This window comes from Deltaproteobacteria bacterium, assembly GCA_005879795.1.
Lineage (GTDB): Bacteria > Desulfobacterota > Binatia > DP-6 > DP-6 > DP-6.
Genome location: VBKJ01000127.1, coordinates 35,810 through 54,563, shown reverse-complemented (window position 1 = coordinate 54,563; position 18,754 = coordinate 35,810). Strand labels below are relative to the sequence as shown.

General features: G+C 72.1%; 17 protein-coding genes, 5 tRNA genes and 2 pseudogenes. 10 read left to right on the top strand and 14 right to left on the bottom strand.

Going from position 1 to position 18,754, the window contains the following annotated elements:
- Positions 1–25: 25 nt before the first annotated feature.
- Positions 26–105, bottom strand: a tRNA-Leu gene (locus E6J59_06835).
- Positions 106–194: 89 nt separating this feature from the next.
- Between E6J59_06835 and E6J59_06830 the strand changes: the two genes are divergently transcribed.
- From E6J59_06830 to E6J59_06810, 5 genes and pseudogenes are all read left to right on the top strand, one after another.
- Positions 195–758, top strand: coding sequence for a hypothetical protein (locus E6J59_06830; protein TMB20993.1), 564 nt, complete (start codon positions 195–197; stop codon positions 756–758).
- A gap of 127 nt (positions 759–885) precedes the next feature.
- A complete protein-coding gene (locus tag E6J59_06825; protein TMB20992.1) occupies positions 886–2,679 on the top strand; it encodes a PAS domain S-box protein in 1,794 nt (597 codons plus the stop codon).
- Positions 2,680–2,776: 97 nt separating this feature from the next.
- The gene (locus tag E6J59_06820; protein ID TMB20991.1) at positions 2,777–3,118 is read left to right on the top strand and encodes a DUF4118 domain-containing protein; all 342 of its coding nucleotides are present in this window, start codon (positions 2,777–2,779) and stop codon (positions 3,116–3,118) included.
- Positions 3,119–3,129: 11 nt separating this feature from the next.
- Positions 3,130–3,975 (top strand): annotated as a pseudogene (locus E6J59_06815) (response regulator).
- Positions 3,939–4,254: pseudogene (locus E6J59_06810) on the top strand (response regulator transcription factor). The pseudogenes E6J59_06815 and E6J59_06810 overlap by 37 nt, the downstream one beginning before the upstream one ends.
- A gap of 271 nt (positions 4,255–4,525) precedes the next feature.
- On the opposite strand, the gene E6J59_06805 reads toward E6J59_06810, so the two are convergent.
- The 6 genes from E6J59_06805 to E6J59_06780 form a co-directional block, all read right to left on the bottom strand.
- Positions 4,526–4,598, bottom strand: a tRNA-Lys gene (locus tag E6J59_06805).
- Between the two features lie 47 nt (positions 4,599–4,645).
- Positions 4,646–4,721: transfer RNA gene (locus E6J59_06800), tRNA-His, on the bottom strand.
- Positions 4,722–4,754: 33 nt separating this feature from the next.
- Positions 4,755–4,828 (bottom strand) — tRNA-Arg (locus E6J59_06795).
- A 12-nt stretch (positions 4,829–4,840) separates the two neighbouring features.
- A tRNA-Pro gene (locus E6J59_06790) sits at positions 4,841–4,914 on the bottom strand.
- On the bottom strand, positions 4,915–5,559 hold the full coding sequence (locus tag E6J59_06785) for a non-canonical purine NTP pyrophosphatase (GenBank protein TMB20990.1): 645 nt from the start codon (positions 5,557–5,559) through the stop codon (positions 4,915–4,917).
- Complete coding sequence (locus E6J59_06780) at positions 5,556–6,317, bottom strand: ribonuclease PH (protein TMB20989.1); 762 nt, start codon at positions 6,315–6,317, stop codon at positions 5,556–5,558. The genes E6J59_06785 and E6J59_06780 overlap by 4 nt, the downstream gene beginning before the upstream one ends.
- 140 nt (positions 6,318–6,457) lie before the next feature.
- Between E6J59_06780 and E6J59_06775 the strand changes: the two genes are divergently transcribed.
- The 3 genes from E6J59_06775 to E6J59_06765 all read left to right on the top strand — a co-directional run bounded on the left by E6J59_06775 (position 6,458) and on the right by E6J59_06765 (position 8,210).
- Positions 6,458–7,474: an AAA family ATPase gene (locus tag E6J59_06775; protein TMB20988.1), complete on the top strand. Its 1,017-nt coding sequence runs from the start codon at positions 6,458–6,460 to the stop codon at positions 7,472–7,474.
- On the top strand, positions 7,471–7,923 hold the full coding sequence (locus E6J59_06770) for a response regulator (GenBank protein TMB20987.1): 453 nt from the start codon (positions 7,471–7,473) through the stop codon (positions 7,921–7,923). The genes E6J59_06775 and E6J59_06770 overlap by 4 nt, the downstream gene beginning before the upstream one ends.
- A 101-nt stretch (positions 7,924–8,024) precedes the next feature.
- Positions 8,025–8,210, top strand: a complete 186-nt coding sequence (locus E6J59_06765) for a hypothetical protein (protein ID TMB20986.1) — start codon at positions 8,025–8,027, stop codon at positions 8,208–8,210.
- On the opposite strand, the gene E6J59_06760 is transcribed toward E6J59_06765, so the two are convergent.
- The 3 genes from E6J59_06760 to E6J59_06750 form a co-directional block, all read right to left on the bottom strand.
- Positions 8,207–10,003 (bottom strand): acyl-CoA dehydrogenase, encoded by a 1,797-nt coding sequence (locus E6J59_06760; protein ID TMB20985.1) that lies wholly within the window; start codon positions 10,001–10,003, stop codon positions 8,207–8,209. The genes E6J59_06765 and E6J59_06760 overlap by 4 nt on opposite strands.
- Positions 10,004–10,049: 46 nt before the next feature.
- Positions 10,050–10,364 carry a hypothetical protein gene (locus E6J59_06755; protein TMB20984.1) on the bottom strand — a complete coding sequence of 105 codons (315 nt, stop codon included), beginning with the start codon at positions 10,362–10,364 and terminating at the stop codon, positions 10,050–10,052.
- A gap of 232 nt (positions 10,365–10,596) precedes the next feature.
- Positions 10,597–12,000 carry a 3-oxoacid CoA-transferase subunit A gene (locus E6J59_06750; GenBank protein ID TMB20983.1) on the bottom strand — a complete coding sequence of 468 codons (1,404 nt, stop codon included), beginning with the start codon at positions 11,998–12,000 and terminating at the stop codon, positions 10,597–10,599.
- Positions 12,001–12,112: 112 nt separating this feature from the next.
- Here E6J59_06750 and E6J59_06745 point away from each other — a divergent pair, with 112 nt between their 5' ends.
- Positions 12,113–13,840, top strand: coding sequence for a long-chain-acyl-CoA synthetase (locus E6J59_06745; GenBank protein TMB20982.1), 1,728 nt, complete (start codon positions 12,113–12,115; stop codon positions 13,838–13,840).
- Here E6J59_06745 and E6J59_06740 read toward each other — a convergent pair.
- Genes E6J59_06740 through E6J59_06730 form a run of 3 tightly spaced genes read right to left on the bottom strand, consistent with a single transcriptional unit; the run spans position 13,791 to position 16,925 of the window.
- Complete coding sequence (locus E6J59_06740; GenBank protein ID TMB20981.1) at positions 13,791–15,353, bottom strand: acyl--CoA ligase; 1,563 nt, start codon at positions 15,351–15,353, stop codon at positions 13,791–13,793. The genes E6J59_06745 and E6J59_06740 overlap by 50 nt on opposite strands.
- A 4-nt stretch (positions 15,354–15,357) precedes the next feature.
- Complete coding sequence (locus E6J59_06735; GenBank protein ID TMB20980.1) at positions 15,358–16,119, bottom strand: SDR family oxidoreductase; 762 nt, start codon at positions 16,117–16,119, stop codon at positions 15,358–15,360.
- Positions 16,116–16,925 (bottom strand): alpha/beta fold hydrolase, encoded by an 810-nt coding sequence (locus tag E6J59_06730; GenBank protein ID TMB20979.1) that lies wholly within the window; start codon positions 16,923–16,925, stop codon positions 16,116–16,118. The genes E6J59_06735 and E6J59_06730 overlap by 4 nt, the downstream gene beginning before the upstream one ends.
- A gap of 85 nt (positions 16,926–17,010) precedes the next feature.
- Here E6J59_06730 and E6J59_06725 point away from each other — a divergent pair, with 85 nt between their 5' ends.
- Positions 17,011–17,667: an SAM-dependent methyltransferase gene (locus tag E6J59_06725; protein ID TMB20978.1), complete on the top strand. Its 657-nt coding sequence runs from the start codon at positions 17,011–17,013 to the stop codon at positions 17,665–17,667.
- 73 nt (positions 17,668–17,740) lie between these two features.
- On the opposite strand, the gene E6J59_06720 is transcribed toward E6J59_06725, so the two are convergent.
- Entirely contained in the window at positions 17,741–18,622 is an 882-nt protein-coding gene (locus E6J59_06720) for a TIGR01777 family protein (protein TMB20977.1), read from the bottom strand.
- Positions 18,623–18,754: the final 132 nt, after the last annotated feature.

The window sequence follows — 18,754 nt, the reverse complement described above, 5'->3', positions numbered from 1 at the left end:
ACGTCACGCGCACCGGGGTCTCGCGTGCGAGAGGGGGGACTCGAACCCCCACGGTTGCCCGCGAGATCCTAAGTCTCGTGCGTCTACCAGTTCCGCCACTCTCGCGTCCGTGGGCCCACCCATAACAACGGCCCCGGGCCGAGACAAGCTCCTTCGCCCGCCCTCCTATTCCGATGGTATGCATCGCATCGTCCATGCGTGCGCTGCGCTTCGTGCTCGACCCCTCGCTCACCGAGCTCGGCTACCGCTGCTACCCCGATGGCTGCCCGCGCGGCCGCACGTGCTGCGTCGGGCTCGTGGTCGAGGTCTCGAGGCGCGAGGTCCGCGCCATCGACACGCTGATGGACGAGCTCGCGCGTCTCGCACCGGGGCTGCGCGACGGTCAGGGCTTCGAGAACGTCTTCGTCGACGATCCTCCCGACATGCTGATCGAGTCCCGCGCCGACGGCAGCTGCCCGTTCCTCTTCCGCACCCGCGCCCACGCGCTGTGCGCGATTCACAGCGTGGCGCTGCGCACGGGCCGGCGGGTGGCGGCCTTCAAGCCCTCCGCCTGCCGCCACTGGCCGATCGTGCTCGAGCCCGACGGTGAGCGCGTGCGCATCACGGTCGAGCGGGCGGCGAGACGCATGGGCTGCGTCGCGCCCGTCGCCGAGCTGCCGGGTCAGCCGACCGTGCTCGCGGCGTTCCGGAGTGAGATCGCCGCGCTGTGCGGGGAGGACGTCCTCCTACGCGCGTTGCCCCCGGGCGGCACCCGATGACCCGATCCGAAGACACCCCGCCGCGACGCACCGCGATCGGACCCCGGCACGAGCATTGCTTTTCGCGGCGGCAGTCGAATGGGGACTTGCCGCCCGCGCAGGCAGACGGGATTCGAGCGACAAAAAGATGACGATCGCCGCCGCGAAGACGCCGCCCGTCCGAACCGAAGCGGGCGGGTCGGCGGACGACCGGAACTTCGATCATCTCCACGCTCGCGGACGCGCCGGTCTCTGGGCCTTCTTCGTCGCGGTCACGGTTCTGACCATACAGGACTTCCGGCTGCCGAACGGCGGACCGGTATCCTTGCATCTCGTCCGTCTCGTCGAGTTCCTGCTCATTGGCGGCGGCGCGGTGGTGAACCGGCGGCGCCCGCCCCCCCGCCCCGCCATCGCGGTCGGCGTCACCCTCGTCAGCGGCATCTACATCACCTCCGCGATCAGCGGCTATCTCCGCAACGACGCCCAGACTCAGCTCGTCACCGATCTCGCAATCGCGTTCGCGACGGCGACGACGATGCCGTGGGGCCCCTGGTGGCAGCTGATCACACTCCTGGCGGCGGGTCTCTCCGCCGCCGTCGGGTGGCTCCTGGTCTACGGCACGTTCGGCAACGTGAGCGTCCATCTGCTGACCGGGATCGCCATCGCGTACCTCGTGTCGATCTACATCGCGTATCAGCTGCAGCACTACCGCGCCGAGCGAGACGACGCCGAGGGTGCGCTGCGGGCCAGCGAGGAGCGCTTCCGGGCGCTCATCGAACGGGGCTCGGATACCATCACGATCGTCGATGCCGCCGGCAGCATCCTCTACGAGAGCCCATCGATCGAGCGCGTGCTCGGCTACCGGCCGGGAGAGCTGATCGGCCGCCCTGTGCTCGATTATATCCATCCCGACGACGTCGCACGCGTTCGCTCACTCGCGCTCGGTGCCCGCGAGACGGCCTCGATGGAGTGTCGCTCCCGGCGCAAGGACGGCACGTGGTGCGACATCGAGGCCGTCGGGAGAAATCTCCTCGACTACCCCGCCGTCCGCGGCATAGTCATCAACTGGCGCGACGTCGGCGAGCGCAAGCGCGCCGAGCACGAGCGGGCCGTCTACATGCGCGATCTCGCGGAGGCGCGCGATACGGCGCTGGCGGCGACTCGGGCGAAGTCGGACTTCCTCGCGAACACGAGCCACGAGATCCGGTCGCCCATGCACGTCTTCATCGGCATGACCGACATGGCGCTCGACACCAACCTCGAGCCGGAAGCCCGGGAGTATCTGGGGCGCGCACGCTCCGCGGCGGTGGCACTCCTCGCCATCATCAACGACATCCTCGATCTCTCGAAGATCGAGGCAGGCAAGCTCGGGATCGAGAGCGGCCCGCTGGATGTCGGCGCAACGATCCGCGAGATCGCCCACCTGCTCGAGCCCTCCGCCGCCGCGAAGGGTCTCGCGCTCGCCTGCCGTGTCGATGCGGGCCTGCACCGCGAGCTCGCCGGTGACGCGGGTCGGCTCCGGCAGGTGCTCACGAACCTCGTGGAGAACGCGATCAAGTTCACCGAGCGCGGCCAGGTCGCGATCGAGGCCCGCGCAGTCCGCGAGACCCCGTCACACGTCGCCGTTCTGTTCGCGGTGCGCGACACCGGCATCGGCATCGCGCCCGAGCGCCAGACCGCCGTGTTCGAGAGCTTCACGCAGGCCGACGGCAGCACGACACGGAAGTACGGCGGAACGGGTCTCGGACTCACGATCTCGCGCCGGCTGGTAGAGCTGATGGGCGGTGAGCTCCGACTGGAGAGCACGGTGGGCCGTGGCAGCACGTTGTCGTTCACCCTGGATCTCACCCGCGGGCCCGAGGCGAAGGATGCCGTCGGCGAGCAGGGGGCAGTGCCCTCCTTTTCTACTTGTTCTTGTGGATCGGGTTGTTTGGGGGTATAGGGCCGTGCTCGGCTGGTCGGCCGATCCGTTCGCGCGGCTCCCCTGAGCGGCGGCTCACGCCCTGCACTCACGTAAGGAGCCCGTGAGAGGTGGGGTGATGAGTTTGCGGAGCGAAATCACGGAGGCGCAGAACGCCCGCGCGCGCCGACTACCTCGGACCGTTTCCTACCTCGTGGCCGTGTCCGCCGCGCTTGTCGCCGCCTTCGCCCGCTACGCGCTGGACCCGATCTGGGGCAGCAAGCTCCCCTACATGATGTTCTACCCAGCCGTCGCCTTGGCGGCGTGGTTGGGTGGGCTCGGTGCCGGGCTGGTCGCGACCGCCGTGTCGGCGGTGTGCGCGCTCCTGTTCCTCCCACCGCTCGGTTCGTTGCGGGTGGATGACCCCAGCGACTTCATCGGGCTCGCCGTCTTCAGCCTGATGAAGTCTCCGCGATCCTGACCTGGGCGCGAATGCTGCAACAAGGCATCCTCGGTTCCGACAGGGTTGCCCATGGGATGGAAGTGATCGAGCGGAGTGCGCGCAGCCAGGCGCAGCTCATCGAGGACCTCCTCGACGTATCGCGCATCGTCGCGGGGAAGATGCGCCTGGACGTGCGGCCGGTGATGGTCGCGCCGGTCATCGAGAAGGCGGTGGACATCGTGCGGCCGGCCGCCGACGCGAAGGGCGTTCGGCTGGAGATGGTGGTCGACACCGGGGTCGGCGCGGTTCTGGGCGACGCCGAGCGGCTGCAGCAGGTCCTTTGGAATCTGCTCTCGAACGCGATCAAGTTCACGCCGAAGGGCGGTCGCGTTCAGGTCGTGCTGGAGCCGGTGAACTCGCACATCGAGATCGCGGTGAGTGATACCGGGCAGGGCATCGACCCGGCGTTCCTGCCCTGCGTGTTCGAGCGGTTCCGACAGGCCGAGATGGGACCGAGCCGCGCACACGGCGGCCTCGGCCTCGGGCTCGCCATCGTCCGGCACCTCGTGGAGGCGCACGGCGGAAGCGTCCACGCGGAGAGTCCCGGCCCGGGCCAGGGTGCCGTGTTCACCGTGAAGCTCCCGCTGATGATGGCGCGGACGGCGGGCGAGGCGGAGCGCCGCCATCCGACGGCTGGGGTTGCCGGGAACGGGCCTCTGCAACGGCTCGATGGGCTGCGAATCCTGCTTGTCGATGACGAGCCCGACTCGAACGAGGCCGTGGGGAACTTGCTCGCGTCCTGCGGCGCAGACGTTCGAGAGGCCGCCTCCGCTGAGCATGCCCGCGACATCCTCGCCCGCTGGAAGGCGGACGTGCTCGTGAGCGACGTTGGTATGCGGCCCGCGGCCACAGCTACTTCTCGCCCGCCGTCGCTCGCCTGCTCGCCAACCGTGTCGTCGAGGGTGGCGAACAGAGGACCCTCCTGAGCGCCCGTGAGCGGGAGGTTGTCCAGCTCATCAGCGAAGGGAGACGGCTCCAGGAAATCGCGGCGAGGCTCTTTGTGAGCATCGACGACGGTGAAGACCCACCGGGCGAATGCGATGCGCAAGCTCGGTACCCGTACGACGGCCGAGCTGGTCCGCTACGCCATCAGAAGCGGTCTCTCCTCGTTCTGACACGGCTGGTCGTGCCGCGAGTCCGCGGCCGTCGGTCCGACCCCCTTCTCCGCCCGACCCCGGTGATGGCGCGGTGCACGTAGAGGTTCCTGGCGCGGAGACTCGTCGCGCTCGAGCTGGCCGACGATGACCGCGACTCGGGGCGGCGGCGCGTGGTCAGCAAGGGGAATCGCGAGCGCGCCGTGTTCGTCGGCAACGGGGCGCGCGATACCTTGCACGCCTGGCTGCGGCTGCGCGGCGCCGCAGCCCGCAACCACGTGATATTCCTGAGTGGGCCGCCGCGGATTCGAACCGCGGACCCGCTGATTAAGAGTCAGCTGCTCTACCAACTGAGCTAGCGGCCCAAAGGGACGAAGGACCGTCGGCTAGCCGCGGCCCTCCGACCGGCGCCTGGGGTGAGTGAAGGGACTTGAACCCTCGACCCCCGGGGCCACAACCCGGTGCTCTGCCAACTGAGCTACACTCACCATGGTTTCCATCTTCGTGTGCGGTCACCGACGCGCGCCAGAGAGGATTCGAACCTCTGACCCACGGCTTAGAAGGCCGTTGCTCTATCCACCTGAGCTACTGGCGCCGGTGTTCCATGTCGGGGCGAGCCGATTCGAACGGCCGACCACCTGCGCCCAAGGCAGGTGCGCTTCCAGGCTGCGCTACGCCCCGTCAAAGGTGATCCGACTCCCTAACACGGACTCCCGGCTCCACGCAACGTTGCGCGCTCACGACAGCGAGTCGGGCGCCGAGCGCCCGCGCGGCGCGTGCCCGGTGGCTGACGCGCTGCTTGTCCGCAGGCGAGGCCGCGGCGAAGGAGCAGCCGAGCTCGTCGGCGACGAACACGGGATCGTAGCCGAAGCCGCCGCCGCCGCTGGGGGCGGTCGCGATCCAGCCGCGGCACGTGCCATGGGCGGTCACCGCGTCGCCCCCCGGCCAGGCGAGGGCGAGCACGCAGCGGAAGCAGGCGCGGCGCGCCGCCCGCGGCACCGAACCGAGCGCGGCCAGGAGACGGGCCACGCGCGCGGCGTCGGTCGGCGCCCAGCGCGCCGAGCAAACCCCGGGCGCACCGCCGAGGGCCTCCACCTCGAGCCCCGAGTCGTCGGCGAGCGCCGGGAGGGCGGTCGCGGACGCCACGGCCCTCGCCTTGGCGAGCGCGTTCTCCAGGTAGGAGCCGCCCGTCTCCTCGGCGCCGACGACGCCCGGGAAAGCGGCGAGCGAGAGGGCCTCGACCGACCCCCATTCCGCCACCAGCGCGCGCAGCTCCTCGCCCTTGCCGCGGTTCGCCGTGGCGAGCACGAGCCGCGGCGGAATCATCCGCGGTTCGCGAGGACGACGCCCGCCTCGCGCAGCGTCGCACCCTGGAGCGCGGTCAGCTCGCGCACGCCCGCGCGCGCGACCCCGAGCAGCCGCGCGAGCTGGCTCTCGGTGAACGGCTTCCCCTCGGCCGTGCCCTGGACCTCGACGTAGCGGCCGGCACCGGTCATGACCACGTTCAGGTCGACCTCCGCGCGGCTGTCCTCGGCATAGGCGAGGTCGAGGAGCACGCGGCCATCGACGATGCCGGCGCTCACCGCGGCGACGCTGCCGGTGAGTGGCAGCCGGCGCAGCTCACCGGCGGCGCGCAGGCGCTCGAGCGCGAGCACGAGGGCCACGTAGCCGCCGGTGATCGACGCGGTCCGCGTCCCGCCGTCGGCCTCGATCACGTCGCAGTCGATCAGGATCGAGCGCTCGCCGAGGGCGGTCAGATCCATGACTGCCCGCAGGCTCCGCCCGACCAGACGCTGGATCTCGTGGGTGCGCCCGCCCGGACCGCGGCGCTCGCGCTCGATGCGCTCGCCCGCGCTGCGCGGCAACATGGCGTACTCCGCGGTGACCCAGCCCCGCCCCTGGCCGCGCAGGAAGGGCGGCACGCTCTCCTGCACGGTCGCCGTGCACACGACCCGCGTCGAGCCCATCTCGATCAGCACCGACCCTTCGGCGGGCGGGAGGAAGCCGGGCGTGAGCCTGACCGGTCGGAGCGTCCCCGCCCGGCGGCCGTCCGCACGGCGCCCGCCGCGCAGGCCCTCAACCATTTGGCTCGCTCGGCCGATATAGCAAGCGACGACGTCCCGGCACAGCGGAGCGCATAACATGTGCCGGCAAGGGCTGCCACGTTGATTGAGACCCGGGAGAGCGCCTGTTACTTTTTTAGCACACTGCCGATAAGGACGTCGTGAGCCCGGTCAACGGCAACCCAGAGGGTCATCCCTACCTGATCGGCGAGCACCCGCTCATCCAGAAGATCGGGCTGCTCGTCAAGAAGGTGGCGGTGACCGACGCCACCATCCTCATCTCGGGGGAGAGCGGCACCGGCAAGGAGCTGGTCGCGCGCGCGATCCACGCCGCGAGCCCCCGCGCCGATCGCCCCTTCATCCCGGTCAACTGCGGCGCGATCCCTGCCGAGCTGCTCGAATCCGAGATGTTCGGCCACGAGCGCGGCGCGTTCACGGGCGCGATCGGGCAGCGCGCCGGCATGTTCCAGCTCGCCAACGGCGGCTCGATCTTCCTGGACGAGGTGGGCGAGATGAGCCCCACCCTCCAGGTGAAGCTGCTGCGCGTGCTCCAGGACCGTGAGGTCCGCCCGGTCGGCGCCGACCGCGTGCTCAAGGTCGACGTGCGTGTGATCGCTGCCTCCAACAAGGAGCTGGCGGTGGAGGTCGAGACCGGGAACTTCCGCGAGGACCTCTTCTACCGGCTGCAGGTGATCCCCATCGTCATGCCCCCCCTGCGCGAGCGGCGCTCGGACATCCCCCTCCTCGTCCGCCATTTCCTCGACAAGCACAACCGCAAGCGGCCCGGCCGTCCCGCCGAGATCGCCGAGGAGGCGATGGCCCACCTCTGGGAGTACGACTGGCCAGGCAACGTGCGCGAGCTCGAGAACCTGCTCGAGCGCCTGGTGATCCTCTCCGAGGACGGCCGCATCGCGGTCGAGCACCTGCCGCCCAGCATCCGCTCCTTCATCTCCGAGAAGAAGATTCCGCGGCCGGCCCTGGGCGAGGACGGCCTCGATCTCAACAGCGCGGTCGAGGAGTTCGAGAACCGCCTGATCGAGGAGGCCCTACGCCGCACCAAGGGCAACAAGCAGGCCGCGGCACGCCTCCTCGGACTCAAGCGCACCACCCTGGTGGCCAAGCTCCGCCGCCGCCGGGGCGCCGCCGAGATCGACGACGAGCCGGAGGTCTCCGAATGACGACTACCACCGCGGAGGCGACCATCCTGGTCGTCGACGACGACGCCGACTGCCGCACGATCCTGGGCCACCTGCTCGAGCGCAGCGGCTACCACACCCGGCGCGCCGCCTCCGGCGAGGAAGCCGTGCGCATCGCCCTCGCCGAGCCGATCGACGTGATCCTCCTCGACGTGATGATGCCCGGCATGGACGGCTTCGCCGTGTGTGAGGCGCTGCACCAGGCGGGCAAGCGCATCCCCATCATCCTGCTCACGGCCCGTGACGACATTGACGTGCGCCTCGAGGGTATGCACCGCGGCGTGAGCGAGTTCCTGACCAAGCCGATCAACCGGATCGAGCTCCTCGCCCGGGTGCGCGCGCAGCTTCACATCCGCGACCTGGCGCGGCAGCTCGAGAGGGTCGAGGGCAACCTGCAGGCGCTCGGCCACCGTACGGCGCCCCGCTCCTAGCCAGGAGGCCGACCCCCGCCCGCGCGTTTGCGGCAAGCCCCCTTCTAAGTTAAATAGCTCTTCGTCGCGCCCGAGCGCGCGACCCAGGAGGTCCCGGGGTCATGGCTAAGGAAGACGACGTGCTCATCCAGCTCGCGACCCGCATCCCCAAGGGCCTGCACCGCGAGATCAAGCTGTTCTGCGTGCAACACGGCATCTCGGTCATGGAGTTCGTGGCCGCCGCCTTGGAGGAGAAGCTGCGCAAGAGCACGGTGCGTGCCGGCCGGCGCTCGCCCGCGCGGGGCTAGCGCAGGAACACCGGCCCGAGCCCGCGCGCGACGAGCGCCTCGGCGATCCGCGTCTTCACCGCGATCGTGCGGATCGGCATGTGCGGCACGATCGCCTCGAGGGCGAGGTGCCTGCGCAGCTCCTCGCCCTCGAGCTCGTTCACCAGGAGGCGGCGGGCGCCATCGATGACGCGCTCGTTGGCGGAGGAGACGAAGACGTTGGTCATGGCCAGGCGGAGCCCGTCGTCCTCGGGGCTGCCGTGGCCGGCGAGCAGCCGGGTGCGGTTCACCACGCTGTCCATGGCGTAGCAGTCGATGATCATGTTGGCGAGGATCTCGAGGTGCTGCTGCTTGTCCTTGAGCGAGGCGAGGTCCCGCTCGATGAGCACGCGCGCAGTGTAGGCGATCACCCGCTTCGCCACCTCCGCCGCGCGCAGCTCGCGCTCGAGCGGGCCCTTCACGGCGGGCGGCCAGCTCGCGCGGTCCGCGATCTCGCGATCCACCTGCTGAAAGAAGTCCGCGTACGGCAGCCGGCCCTGGCCGATGCGCTTCACCAGCGTCGCCGGGATGATGAGGCGGTTGATCTCGTTCGTGCCCTCGAAGATGCGGTTGATGCGCGCGTCGCGGTAATGCCGCTCGACCGGATACTCGGCCGTGAAGCCGTAGCCGCCCAGGATCTGGAGCGACTCGTCGGCCACGAAGTCGAGCGTCTCGGTGCCGAACACCTTCAGGATCGAGGCCTCGATCGTGTACTCCTCGACCGATTCACGCACCAGGCGCTCGGCGTAGTCGGCCCCCGACGGGTCCAGGCGCTCGGCCGCCGCGTCCATCAGGCCGGCCGTCCGGTAGCTCATGCTGTCGGCGACGTAGATGCGCGTCGCCATGTCGGCGAGCTTGCGCTGGATCATGCCGAAGCTCGCGATGGGCCGGCGGAACTGCTGGCGCTCCTTCGCGTACTGGAGGGCGACCGCCAGGCAGTCCTTGGCCGCCCCGACCGAGCCCGCGCCCAGCTTGAAGCGGCCGATGTTGAGGATGTTGAACGCGATCTTGTGCCCCTGCCCCACCTGGCCGAGCACCTTGTCGGTGCCGGCGCGCGCGTCCTCCAGGATCACCTGGCGCGTCGACGAGCCGCGGATGCCGAGCTTCTTCTCCTCGGGGCCGGTCGAAAGCCCGGGCGTGGCGCGCTCGACCAGGAAGGCGGTGAAGTGCTCGCCGCCCACCTTGGCGAAGACGGTGAAGAGGTCGGCGAAGCCGGCGTTGGTGATGAACTGCTTGGTGCCGCTCAGCCGGTAGCCGCCGTCCTCGGGGGTGGCCACCGTGCGGGCCGCGAGCGCGTCGCTGCCCGAGCCCGGCTCAGTGAGGGCGTAGGCGGCGAGCCACTCGCCGGTCGCGAGCCGCGGCAGGTACTTCTGCTTTTGCGCCTCGGTCCCGTAGTAGACCAGCGGCAGGGTTCCGATGCCCGTGTGGGCGCCCCACGAGACGCTGAACGAGGCGCACAGCGCTCCGTGCTCCGAGACCAGCATCGAGGTCGTCTTGCGCAGCCCGAGCCCGCCGTACTTCTCCGGGATGTCCACCATGAGCAGGCCGAGCTCGCCCGCACGCTTGAGCAGTGCCGGCATGACGCCCGCCTCCTTCGCCTCGATCTCCTCCAGGCGGGGCAGGACCTCGTTGCGCACGAAGTCCTCGGCGGTCTTGGCGTAGAGCCGGTCGTCGTCGGTGAAGTCGGCGCCCGTGAACTGTGGCACCGAGCCGACCGCCGCCACCAGCCAGGTCGCCCCCGCCACCTCGCCCGTCGCCTGCGTCTCGTCACCCATGTCCCGATCCCTCGCCCGTCACAGGCAGCGGGCGCGGGGCCGCCGCTCAGTCCGCGGCCGACAGCTCGGCGTCGGACGCCTCCCCGAAGACCCGTTGGCGCAGCCGGCCGGCATCGATGCCGAGCGCCTCACAGATGTTCTCGAAGGCGAACACGTCGCTGCGGTCGTCGGTGGTGAGCCAGGTGAGCGCCTCCCGCCGCAGGTTGAATGCTCGCCCGTGGGTCGCGCGAGCGTTCTTGAGGAAGGTCCGGATGCCGTCCTCCAAGACCGCCAGCAGGAGCCGGCGCTCGCCACAGGCCGGCTCGGCGCGCCGGTAGACGGCCTCGTAGCGCACGCAGATCTCGCCGTCGAAGCCGGACATGTCGGTTGCCGCGTGGCCCGCGTGGCTGAGCGCGGCGCGCCGGCGCGTCGTGGGGGCCGCGGGGCGCGCAGGAATCGCGGCGGGGGGCAAGGGGCTCGCCGCGCCGCGCCCGCCGTGGGCTGGGGTCCGACCCGCCCTCCGTGTGGCCATCCAACCCTAATAGTGCCGCGACGAGCGCCCGGGGGACAATCGTCGCCCTCGTGTATTTCGCACCCCAAAAGGTGGTGAGAAATCACGAAAATTCCATGCTCCGAAGGTCGGATGCGACCCGGAGGGGCGCTCCCGTGAGCTCCCGGACGCGCTCGAGCGGCACCCCGGGGGCCAGCTCGCGGAGGAGGAAGCCCTCGGGCTCGACCGTCAGGTAGGCCAGGTCGGTCACGATGTCTCGCACGCATGCAGGCGCGGTGAGCGGGTAAGTGCACTGGCGGACGAGCTTCGGCTCGAGGGCCCGCGTGGTGTGGTAGGTGACCACCAGCACACGCGCCCGGCCGGCGGCCAAGTCCATCGCGCCCCCGATCCCGCCCTTCCCGCTCGCCGGCACGTTCCAGTTGGCGAGGTCGCCCTTCTCGGAGACCTGGAAGGCGCCGAGCACGACCGTCGTCACGCGCCCGCCGCGCGCCATGCCGTGCGCGTAGAGGCTGTCGAAGAAGGATGCGCCCGGCAGCAGGCTAACGAGCTGCCCGCTCGCGTTGTAGAGGTCGACGTCCTCCTCGCCGTCCTCCACCAGCGGCCCGAAGCCGAGCATGCCGTTCTCGGAGTGGAGCACGATGTCGCGCGCGGCGCTGACGTGGTTCGAGACGAGCGTGGGCAGCCCGAGGCCGAGGTTCACGTACTCGCCGTCGCGGAGGAGGAGCGCCGCGCGACGCGCCATAAGGTCCGGCGGCAGGCCCCCCAGGTCCCGGCGCGGCGCCACGTGCACCGCGCGGCCGTAGCGGCGCGAGAGGGCGCGGATCTCCTCCACGTCGAGGGGGTGCTCGGTCCGCACCACACGGTCCACGTAGATACCGGGAGTCACCACGTACTCGGGGTCCATCGCGCCCGCGGGGACCACCTCGTCGACCTCGGCAAGCGTCACGCGACCGCCCGTTGCGAACACGGGATGGAGGTTGCGTGCGCCGCGCCGGTAGAGGAGGTTCCCGTGCCGGTCGGCGCGGTGGGCGCGCACGAAGGCGTAGTCGGCGGTGAGCGCGGTCTCGAGGATGTACTCGCGTCCGCCGAAAGTCCGCCGCTCCTTGCCCTCGGCGACCAGCGTGCCCACGCCGGTCGGCGTGTAGAAGGCGGGAATCCCGGCGCCGCCGGCCCGCACGCGCTCGGCGAGCGTCCCCTGCGGCACCAGCTCGAGCTCGATCCTGCCCGCCTTGATCTGCTCCTCGATCGGCGTCGGCCGCGTCGGGTAGGCGGCGAACGAGGCGATCACTCTTCGGATCAGCCCTGCTTCCGCGAGGAGCTGCGCCGAGAGCGGCCCCACGCCCGGCGTGTTGAAGATCACGGTCAGGTCGCGCGCGCCGTGGTCGCGCAGCGCGAGGAGCAGGCTGTTGGGCCAGCCCTGCACGACGCCGAAGCCGCCGAAGAGCAGCGTCGCCCCATCCGGCACGTCGGCCACCGCGGCGGCGGCGCTCTCGGCGACCTTGTCCATCGCGGCGGCTTCTGGTGTGCTGTCCACACTAGCCCGGCGGCCCCACGCGCGGCAACGGCCGCGCCTGGTTGACCCGCGTGCCGGCGCCCGGCTGATATGGCACCCTGCCACGATGGACCTTCAGGCGGCCATCGCCGAGCTCAAGCGCTCGAGCGACACCTTCGGCCCCTTCATCCGGGCGCAGGCCGAGCGCATCCCCGACCAGGTCGCGCTCAAGTTCGAGGACGAGACGGTCACCTACGGGGCCTACGACCGGGCCGTGAACCGGATCGCGGCGCGGCTCGGCCGCGAAGGCGTCGGCGCCGGCACGCCGGTCGCGATCCTCGCCCAGAACAGCCCGCTCTTCCTGGCAGCGCTCGGGGCGGTCGCGAAGCTCGGCGCCATCGGCGCGCTCATCAACACGCACGTCGCGGGCGCGGGGCTGACGCACGTGCTCGGTGTGTCGGGCGCCCGGACGGGCGTCTGCGACGCAGCCGCCCTCCCTGCCCTCGCGGCGGTAGCCGGCAGCCATGTCGTCCGGTTCCTCGCCGATGCGCCGCCGGGCACGGGGCTGCCCCGCGATGTCCGCCCGCTCGAGGAGTGGCGCGCAGGCCCCGAGGCGCCCGAGCCCGGGATTCCCGACCTCCGGGGCGGCGACGTCTTCATCTATATATACACGTCCGGGACGACCGGGTACCCGAAGCCGGCCATCGTGCGCCACCTCCGCTTCACCATGGGCGGGATCACCCTGGCCGGGCTCCTGGGCGTCGAGGCGGGCGAGACCATCTACGCGCCGCTGCCGCTCTACCACGGCGAGAGCCTCTTCGTGGGCTTCGCGCCCGCCTTCCGCTCGGGCGGCGCCTTCGCGTCGCGCCGGCGTTTCAGCGCGAGCGCATTCCTCGACGACGTCCGCCGGCACCAGGCGGTCGCCTTCGTCTACGTGGGCGAGCTCTGCCGCTACCTCCTCCGCCTCCCACCCACACCGCGCGACCGCGACCACCGCCTGCGCGTCGCCGCGGGCGCCGGCCTCCGCCCCGACATCTGGACAGCGTTCCGGGAGCGCTTCGGCATCGCACGGATCATCGAGATGTACGGCGCGACGGAGGGCAACGTGGCCCTGCACAACGCCGACGGACGCGTCGGCTCCGTCGGCAAGCCGCACCCGCTGCTCGAGGACACCGTCCGGCTCGCGCGCTTCGACCTCGCCCGCGGCGCGCTCGTACGCGGTCCGGACGGCTTCTGCATCGCATGCGCGCCGGGCGAGGCGGGCGAGCTCCTCGGCAAGGTCGGCGGCGCCATGGAGTACGACGGCTACACCGACCGCGCGGCGAGCGAGCGGAAGCTCGTGCGCGACGCCTTCGCGCGCGGCGACGCCTGGTTCCGCACCGGGGACCTGCTGCGCCAGGACGCCGATGGCTACTACTACTTCGTCGATCGCATCGGCGACACCTTCCGCTGGAAGGGCGAGAACGTCGCCGCGCAGGAGGTCGCCGACCTGCTCGCCGGCGCCCCCGGGGTGACGGAGGCGAACGTGTACGGCGTGCCGGTGCCGGGCGAGGACGGCCGCGCCGGCATGGCCGCCCTCGTCCTGGCCGAGGGCGCCCGCTTCGACGGCGCGGCGCTCTACGCGCACGCCGAGCGGCACCTGCCGGCCTACGCCCGCCCCGCCCTCGTCCGCCTGGTGTGCGAGATGGACGTGACCGGTACCCTGAAGCAGCGGAAGCTCGCGCTGGCCGCCGAGGGCTACGACCCGGCGCGCGTTGCCGACCCGCTCTTCGTGCGCGACGACGCCGCGCGCACCTACGTGTCGCTCACGCCCGCCGTGCTGGCGGAGATCCGGGAGGGTCGCCGGCGGCTCTGACCAGGCGCGCCGCCTCGGCGCGCAGCGCGGACTTGTCCACCTTGCCGCTCGCCTTCTCGGGCAGCTCGTCCTCGCGCCGGAGCCAGAGGTGGCGCGGGACCTTGTAGCTCGAGAGCCGGGCGCGGCAGTGGGCCAGGAGCTCGTCGGCGGCGACGGCCGACTTCGCGACCACGAAGGCGGCGACGTTCTCGCCGCGCGTCGGATGCGGAACGCCGACCACGTGCGCCGCGCCGACCGCCGCATGCGCGAGCAGCGCCGCCTCGACCTCGGCCGCGGCGACGTTGACGCCCGCGGTCTTGATCACGTCCTTCAGGCGCCCGAGGAAGTGGAGCGCCCCGCGCTCGTCGAGCCGTCCGAGGTCGCCGGTGTGGAAGAAGCCCTCGGGGTCGAAACACTCACTCGGCTCGTGGCGGTAGTAGTGCGCGAAGAGCGTCGGCCCGCGCACGCAGATCTCCCCTTCGCGCCCCGCCGGCAGCGCTTGACCGGTCTCGGGGGCGACGATACGGATCTCCTTCCCGCCCACGGGCGGGCCGTGGCTTCCGGCGCGCAGCGCGAGCGGTGCGTCCCACGGCCAGGCGGTGCACAGCGGCAGGGTCTCCGTCATGCCGTAGGTGCCGACGGCGCGGTGGTCGGGCGGGTAGAGCGCCGGCGCCCACTTGGTGTTCGCGCCGACCCCCTTCGTGAGCGCGAGGCGCGTCGCCGCAAAGCGCGGGTGCGCGATCAGCGCCTCGGCCTGGTGCGGCCAGGCGAAGAAGACCGTGCAGCGCTCCGCCTCGAGGAGCCGGAGCGTCTCACCCGGCTCGAACACGTCCTGCATGACGACCGCCCCGCCGCGCGCGAGCGTCGCCAGCGCGACCGCCACCAGGCCGCCGGCGAAGAAGAACGGCAGGTAGCCCCAGGTGCGGTCCTCGGGGGCGAGGCCGAGCACGGCGGCGATGTCGTCCGCCGCCCGGCAGAGCGCCCGGTGCACGTGGACCACGCCCTTCGGCTCGGCCGTCGTCCCCGAGGTGAAGAAGACGGTCGCCGGGTCGTCGGGCGCGACGGACGCCGCGGGCGGCGGGCCCGGCAACCGGAGCGGTCCGAGATCGACGGCGCCGCCCTCCGCCGCCGGCGTGAGCCACACCACCTCGCGCAGCGCCGGCAGCCGGGGCGTGCTCTCCTCGAGCCCCGCCACGTAGTCGTGGCGGAGAAAGCTCCGCACCGCGACCAGCACGCGCACCTCGGCGTGCGCGAGGCAGTACGCCAGCTCGCGCGGGCGGCCGAGCGTGCTGAGCGGCACGAGGAGGCCCCCCGCGCGCCACACGCCGAAGGCGGTCGCGATCCACTCCGGCCAGTTCGGCACGAGGAGGCCGACCCGCGTCCCGCGCTCCACCCCGCGCGCCGCGAGCCCGCGGCCGATGCCCGCCGACTCGGCCGCCAGCCCCGCGTAGGTCATGCGCCGGCGCTGCGAGACGAGCGCCTCGCGCGCGCCGAAGCGGGCGGCGAGGCCGTCCAAGAGGGCTGGGAGCGTCACCGGCTCATGCGGTCGCGCCCCCGTCGACCGGGAGGGCCACGCCGGTCACGAACGAGGCGTCGTCCGAGACCAGGAAGAGCGCCGCGGCGGCGATCTCCTCGGGGCGCGCCAGGCGCCCCATCGGCGAGCGCGCGGCGAGGGCGGCCATGCCGGCTTCCGGCACCGGCGCGCTCGCCACGAAGCCGCGCAGCATCGCCGTGTCGGTGCCGCCCGGGCAGAGACAGTTGACGCGGATGCCCTCGGGCGCCAGCTCCCGGGCGAGCGAGCGCGTCAGCAGGACGACGCCCGCCTTGGCGGCGCAGTACGCCTCGTTCATCACCTGGCCCTGGAGCGCGGACTGCGAGGCCAGGTTGAGGATCGCCCCGCCACCGCCCCGGCGGAGCGCCGGCAGCGCGTGGCGGCAGCCCAGGTAGACCGCGCGCAGGTTGACCGCCAGGAGCCGGTCCCATTCGGCGGGCTCTAGGCGCTCGAAGGGCACGAAGCGCCCCGCTCCGGCGTTGTTGACGAGGATGTCGAGCCTCCCCAGGCGCTCGACCGCGCCGCCGATCATGGCCGTGACATCCGCCTCACGGGTGACGTCGGTCGCGATGAACTCCGCCTGCCCGCCGCGCGCGCGGATCGCGGCCGCGGCCGCCGCACCCGCCTCGGCGGCGACGTCGGCGAGCAGCACCGCCGCCCCCTCGGCCGCGAAGCGCTCGGCGATGGCGCGGCCGATGCCGTTCGCGGCGCCGGTGACGATCGCGACGCGCCCGGCGAGCCGGCTCATGCCGCGAGCGGGTGGCGGGCGAGGAAGCGCAGCACGCGCTCCGCGAGGGGCTTCGGGGTCTCGAGGAAGCAGGCGTGGCCGGTCGCCGGCAGCACCGCGACCTCGCCGCGCGGCAGCGCCGCGGCGAGTGCGCGCGCGTAGCGCGGCGGCGTCAGGATGTCGTCCTCGCCGACGAGGACGAGGCTCGGGGTGCGCAGGAGGGACAGCAGGCCGAGGGCGTCGTGCGCCAGGCACGCGTCCACCTGCCGCTGGTAACCGGCCACCGACCTGAGGAACCCGCCCTCGCGCGCCGCCGCCTGGAGCGCCGCGACCTCGGGGGGCGGCGCCTCGAGGCAGCGGTAGGTGAAGGCCCAGGGCGCGAGCGCGGCCAGGAACTCCTCGGGCGAGAGCCGCTCGACCACCAGCCGCCAGGTGGCGAGGATGACGGCGAGGAAGGCGTCGGTCCGCCCCCAGGTGCTGATGAGCGTCAGCGTCGCGACGCGGGTGGGCGCCTGCAGCGCCAGGTGCTGGGCGATCGCGCCACCCATCGATGCGCCCACCACGTGCAAGCGCTCGATGCCGAGGTGGTCCATCACGCCGAGCGCGTCGGCCGCCATGTCGGCGGTGCCGTAGGACGCCTGCGCCTCGTCGCTCGCCCCCGCGTCGCGGTTGTCGAGGAGCACGAGGCGGTGGCGGCGCGCGAGCTCGCGGCGCACGGCGCCCCAGGCGTGGTGATCGCCGCCCAGCCCCATCAGGAGGAGCACGGGCTCCCCCGCGCCGTCGGTCTCGTGGAAGAGCTCGAGCTGGCCGATCCGCACGTGCGGCATGAAGCGACGAGTGTCGTCCAGCCGCCGCGCTCAAGTCAACCGGCGTGCGCTTCCGTCGGCTCCGGCCCGATGCTATGGCCGCGCCATGCAGGAGAAGTTCACGGCTCTCACACCCGAGCTCTACGAGTACCTCGTGGCCCACAACCCGCCGCCCGATCCGGTGCTGCGCGACCTCGCGGCCGAGACCGCCGCGCTGGGCCCGATCAGCGTCATGCAGATCGCGGTCGAGCAGGGCGCGTTCCTCACCTTCCTCGCCCGCGTGCTCGGCGCGCGGCGCGCGGTCGAGATCGGGACCTTCACCGGCTACAGCGCGATCTCGATCGCGCGCGGCCTCGCGCCGGACGGCACCCTCCTCTGCTGCGACCTGAACGAGGAGTGGACGGCGATCGCGCGCCGCTCCTTCGCGCGCGCCGGCCTCGCCGAGCGCATCACGCTCCGCCTCGCGCCCGCCCTCGAGACCGTGCGCGCCCTCCCGCACACGCCCGAGATCGACCTCGCCTTCATCGACGCCGACAAGACCGGGTACCGCGCCTACTACGAGGAGCTCCTGCCGCGCCTGCGTCCGGGGGGCGTCATCGGCTTCGACAACGTCCTCTGGGGCGGAGCCGTGATCGACCCGAGCGACACCTCCGAGGAGACGGTGGCCCTCCGGGCGCTCAACGACCTGCTCGCGCGCGACGAGCGCGTCGACAGGGTGATGCTGCCCGTCGCGGACGGCCTCACGCTGGTGCGCAAGCGATGAGCGGCTGTTCGGCTCATGCGCATAGACCCGCACTCGATCGCGCGAGCCGCGTGCTGACGAGAGACCCCTCGCCCTACCGCCGGACGCTCGCGCGCAGCGCGCCGCTCAGCTCCGGGTAGCGCCACTGATAGGCGAGGCGCTCGGCGATGCCCGGGAGCACACGCTGGCCGCTGAGGAGCAGCTCGGCCATCTCGCCGAGTGCGAGGCGTAGCGCGAAGGCCGGCGTCGGCAGCCAGACGGGGCGCGCCAGCGTCCGGCCGAGCAGCTTCGCGAAGTCGCGGTTGGTGACCGGCTGCGGCGCGGTCGCGTTCACCGGACCGTGGTAGCCGTCGTTGGCGAGCGCATCGACCACGATGCCGGTCACGTCGTCGCGGTGGATCCAGGACATCCACTGCCGGCCACTCCCGATCGGGCCCCCGACGAAGGCGCGGAAGGGCGGCAGCATGCGCGCGAGCGCGCCGCCGTCCGCCGCCAGCACGACCCCCAGGCGGAGCCGCACCACGCGGAGCCCGAGGTCCTCCGCCCTGAGCGCTTCCTGCTCCCACGCCCGGCACACGTCGGCCAGGAAGCCCGCTCCGGGGCCAGCGCTCTCGTCGAGCGGCTCGTCGTCGCGCGGCCCGTAGTAGCCGACTGCGGAGGCGTTCACCAGGACCCTCGGTCGCGGCTCGGCGCCCGCGATGGCATCCACGAGCGTACGGGTCGCGAGCACGCGGCTCTGGCGGATGAGCTCCTTCTGCCGCACGCTCCAACGCCGGCTCCCGAGGGGCTCGCCGGCCAGGTTGACGAGCGCGTCGGTCTCCCGGACGGCCGCGCTCACCCGCTCCCAGCCGATCGCGGCGGCGGCGATGTGCGCCGGATCGCGCGTGACCACGGTCACCGCGTGCCCCGCCCCGGTGAGAGCATGGCAGAGGGCAGCGCCGATGAAGCCCGTCCCTCCCGTCACCAGGACTCGCATCGCGCCCGCTTCTATCGACTGACGCCGCGCGGTCAAGCGTGGCCGCGCCCTTGACTCCGCGACGGTCTCCTCCTTTAAGGGAGCGCTCGTGAGCCGGTACCGACTGGCCGTGCTGGGGGGAGAGGTGACCCG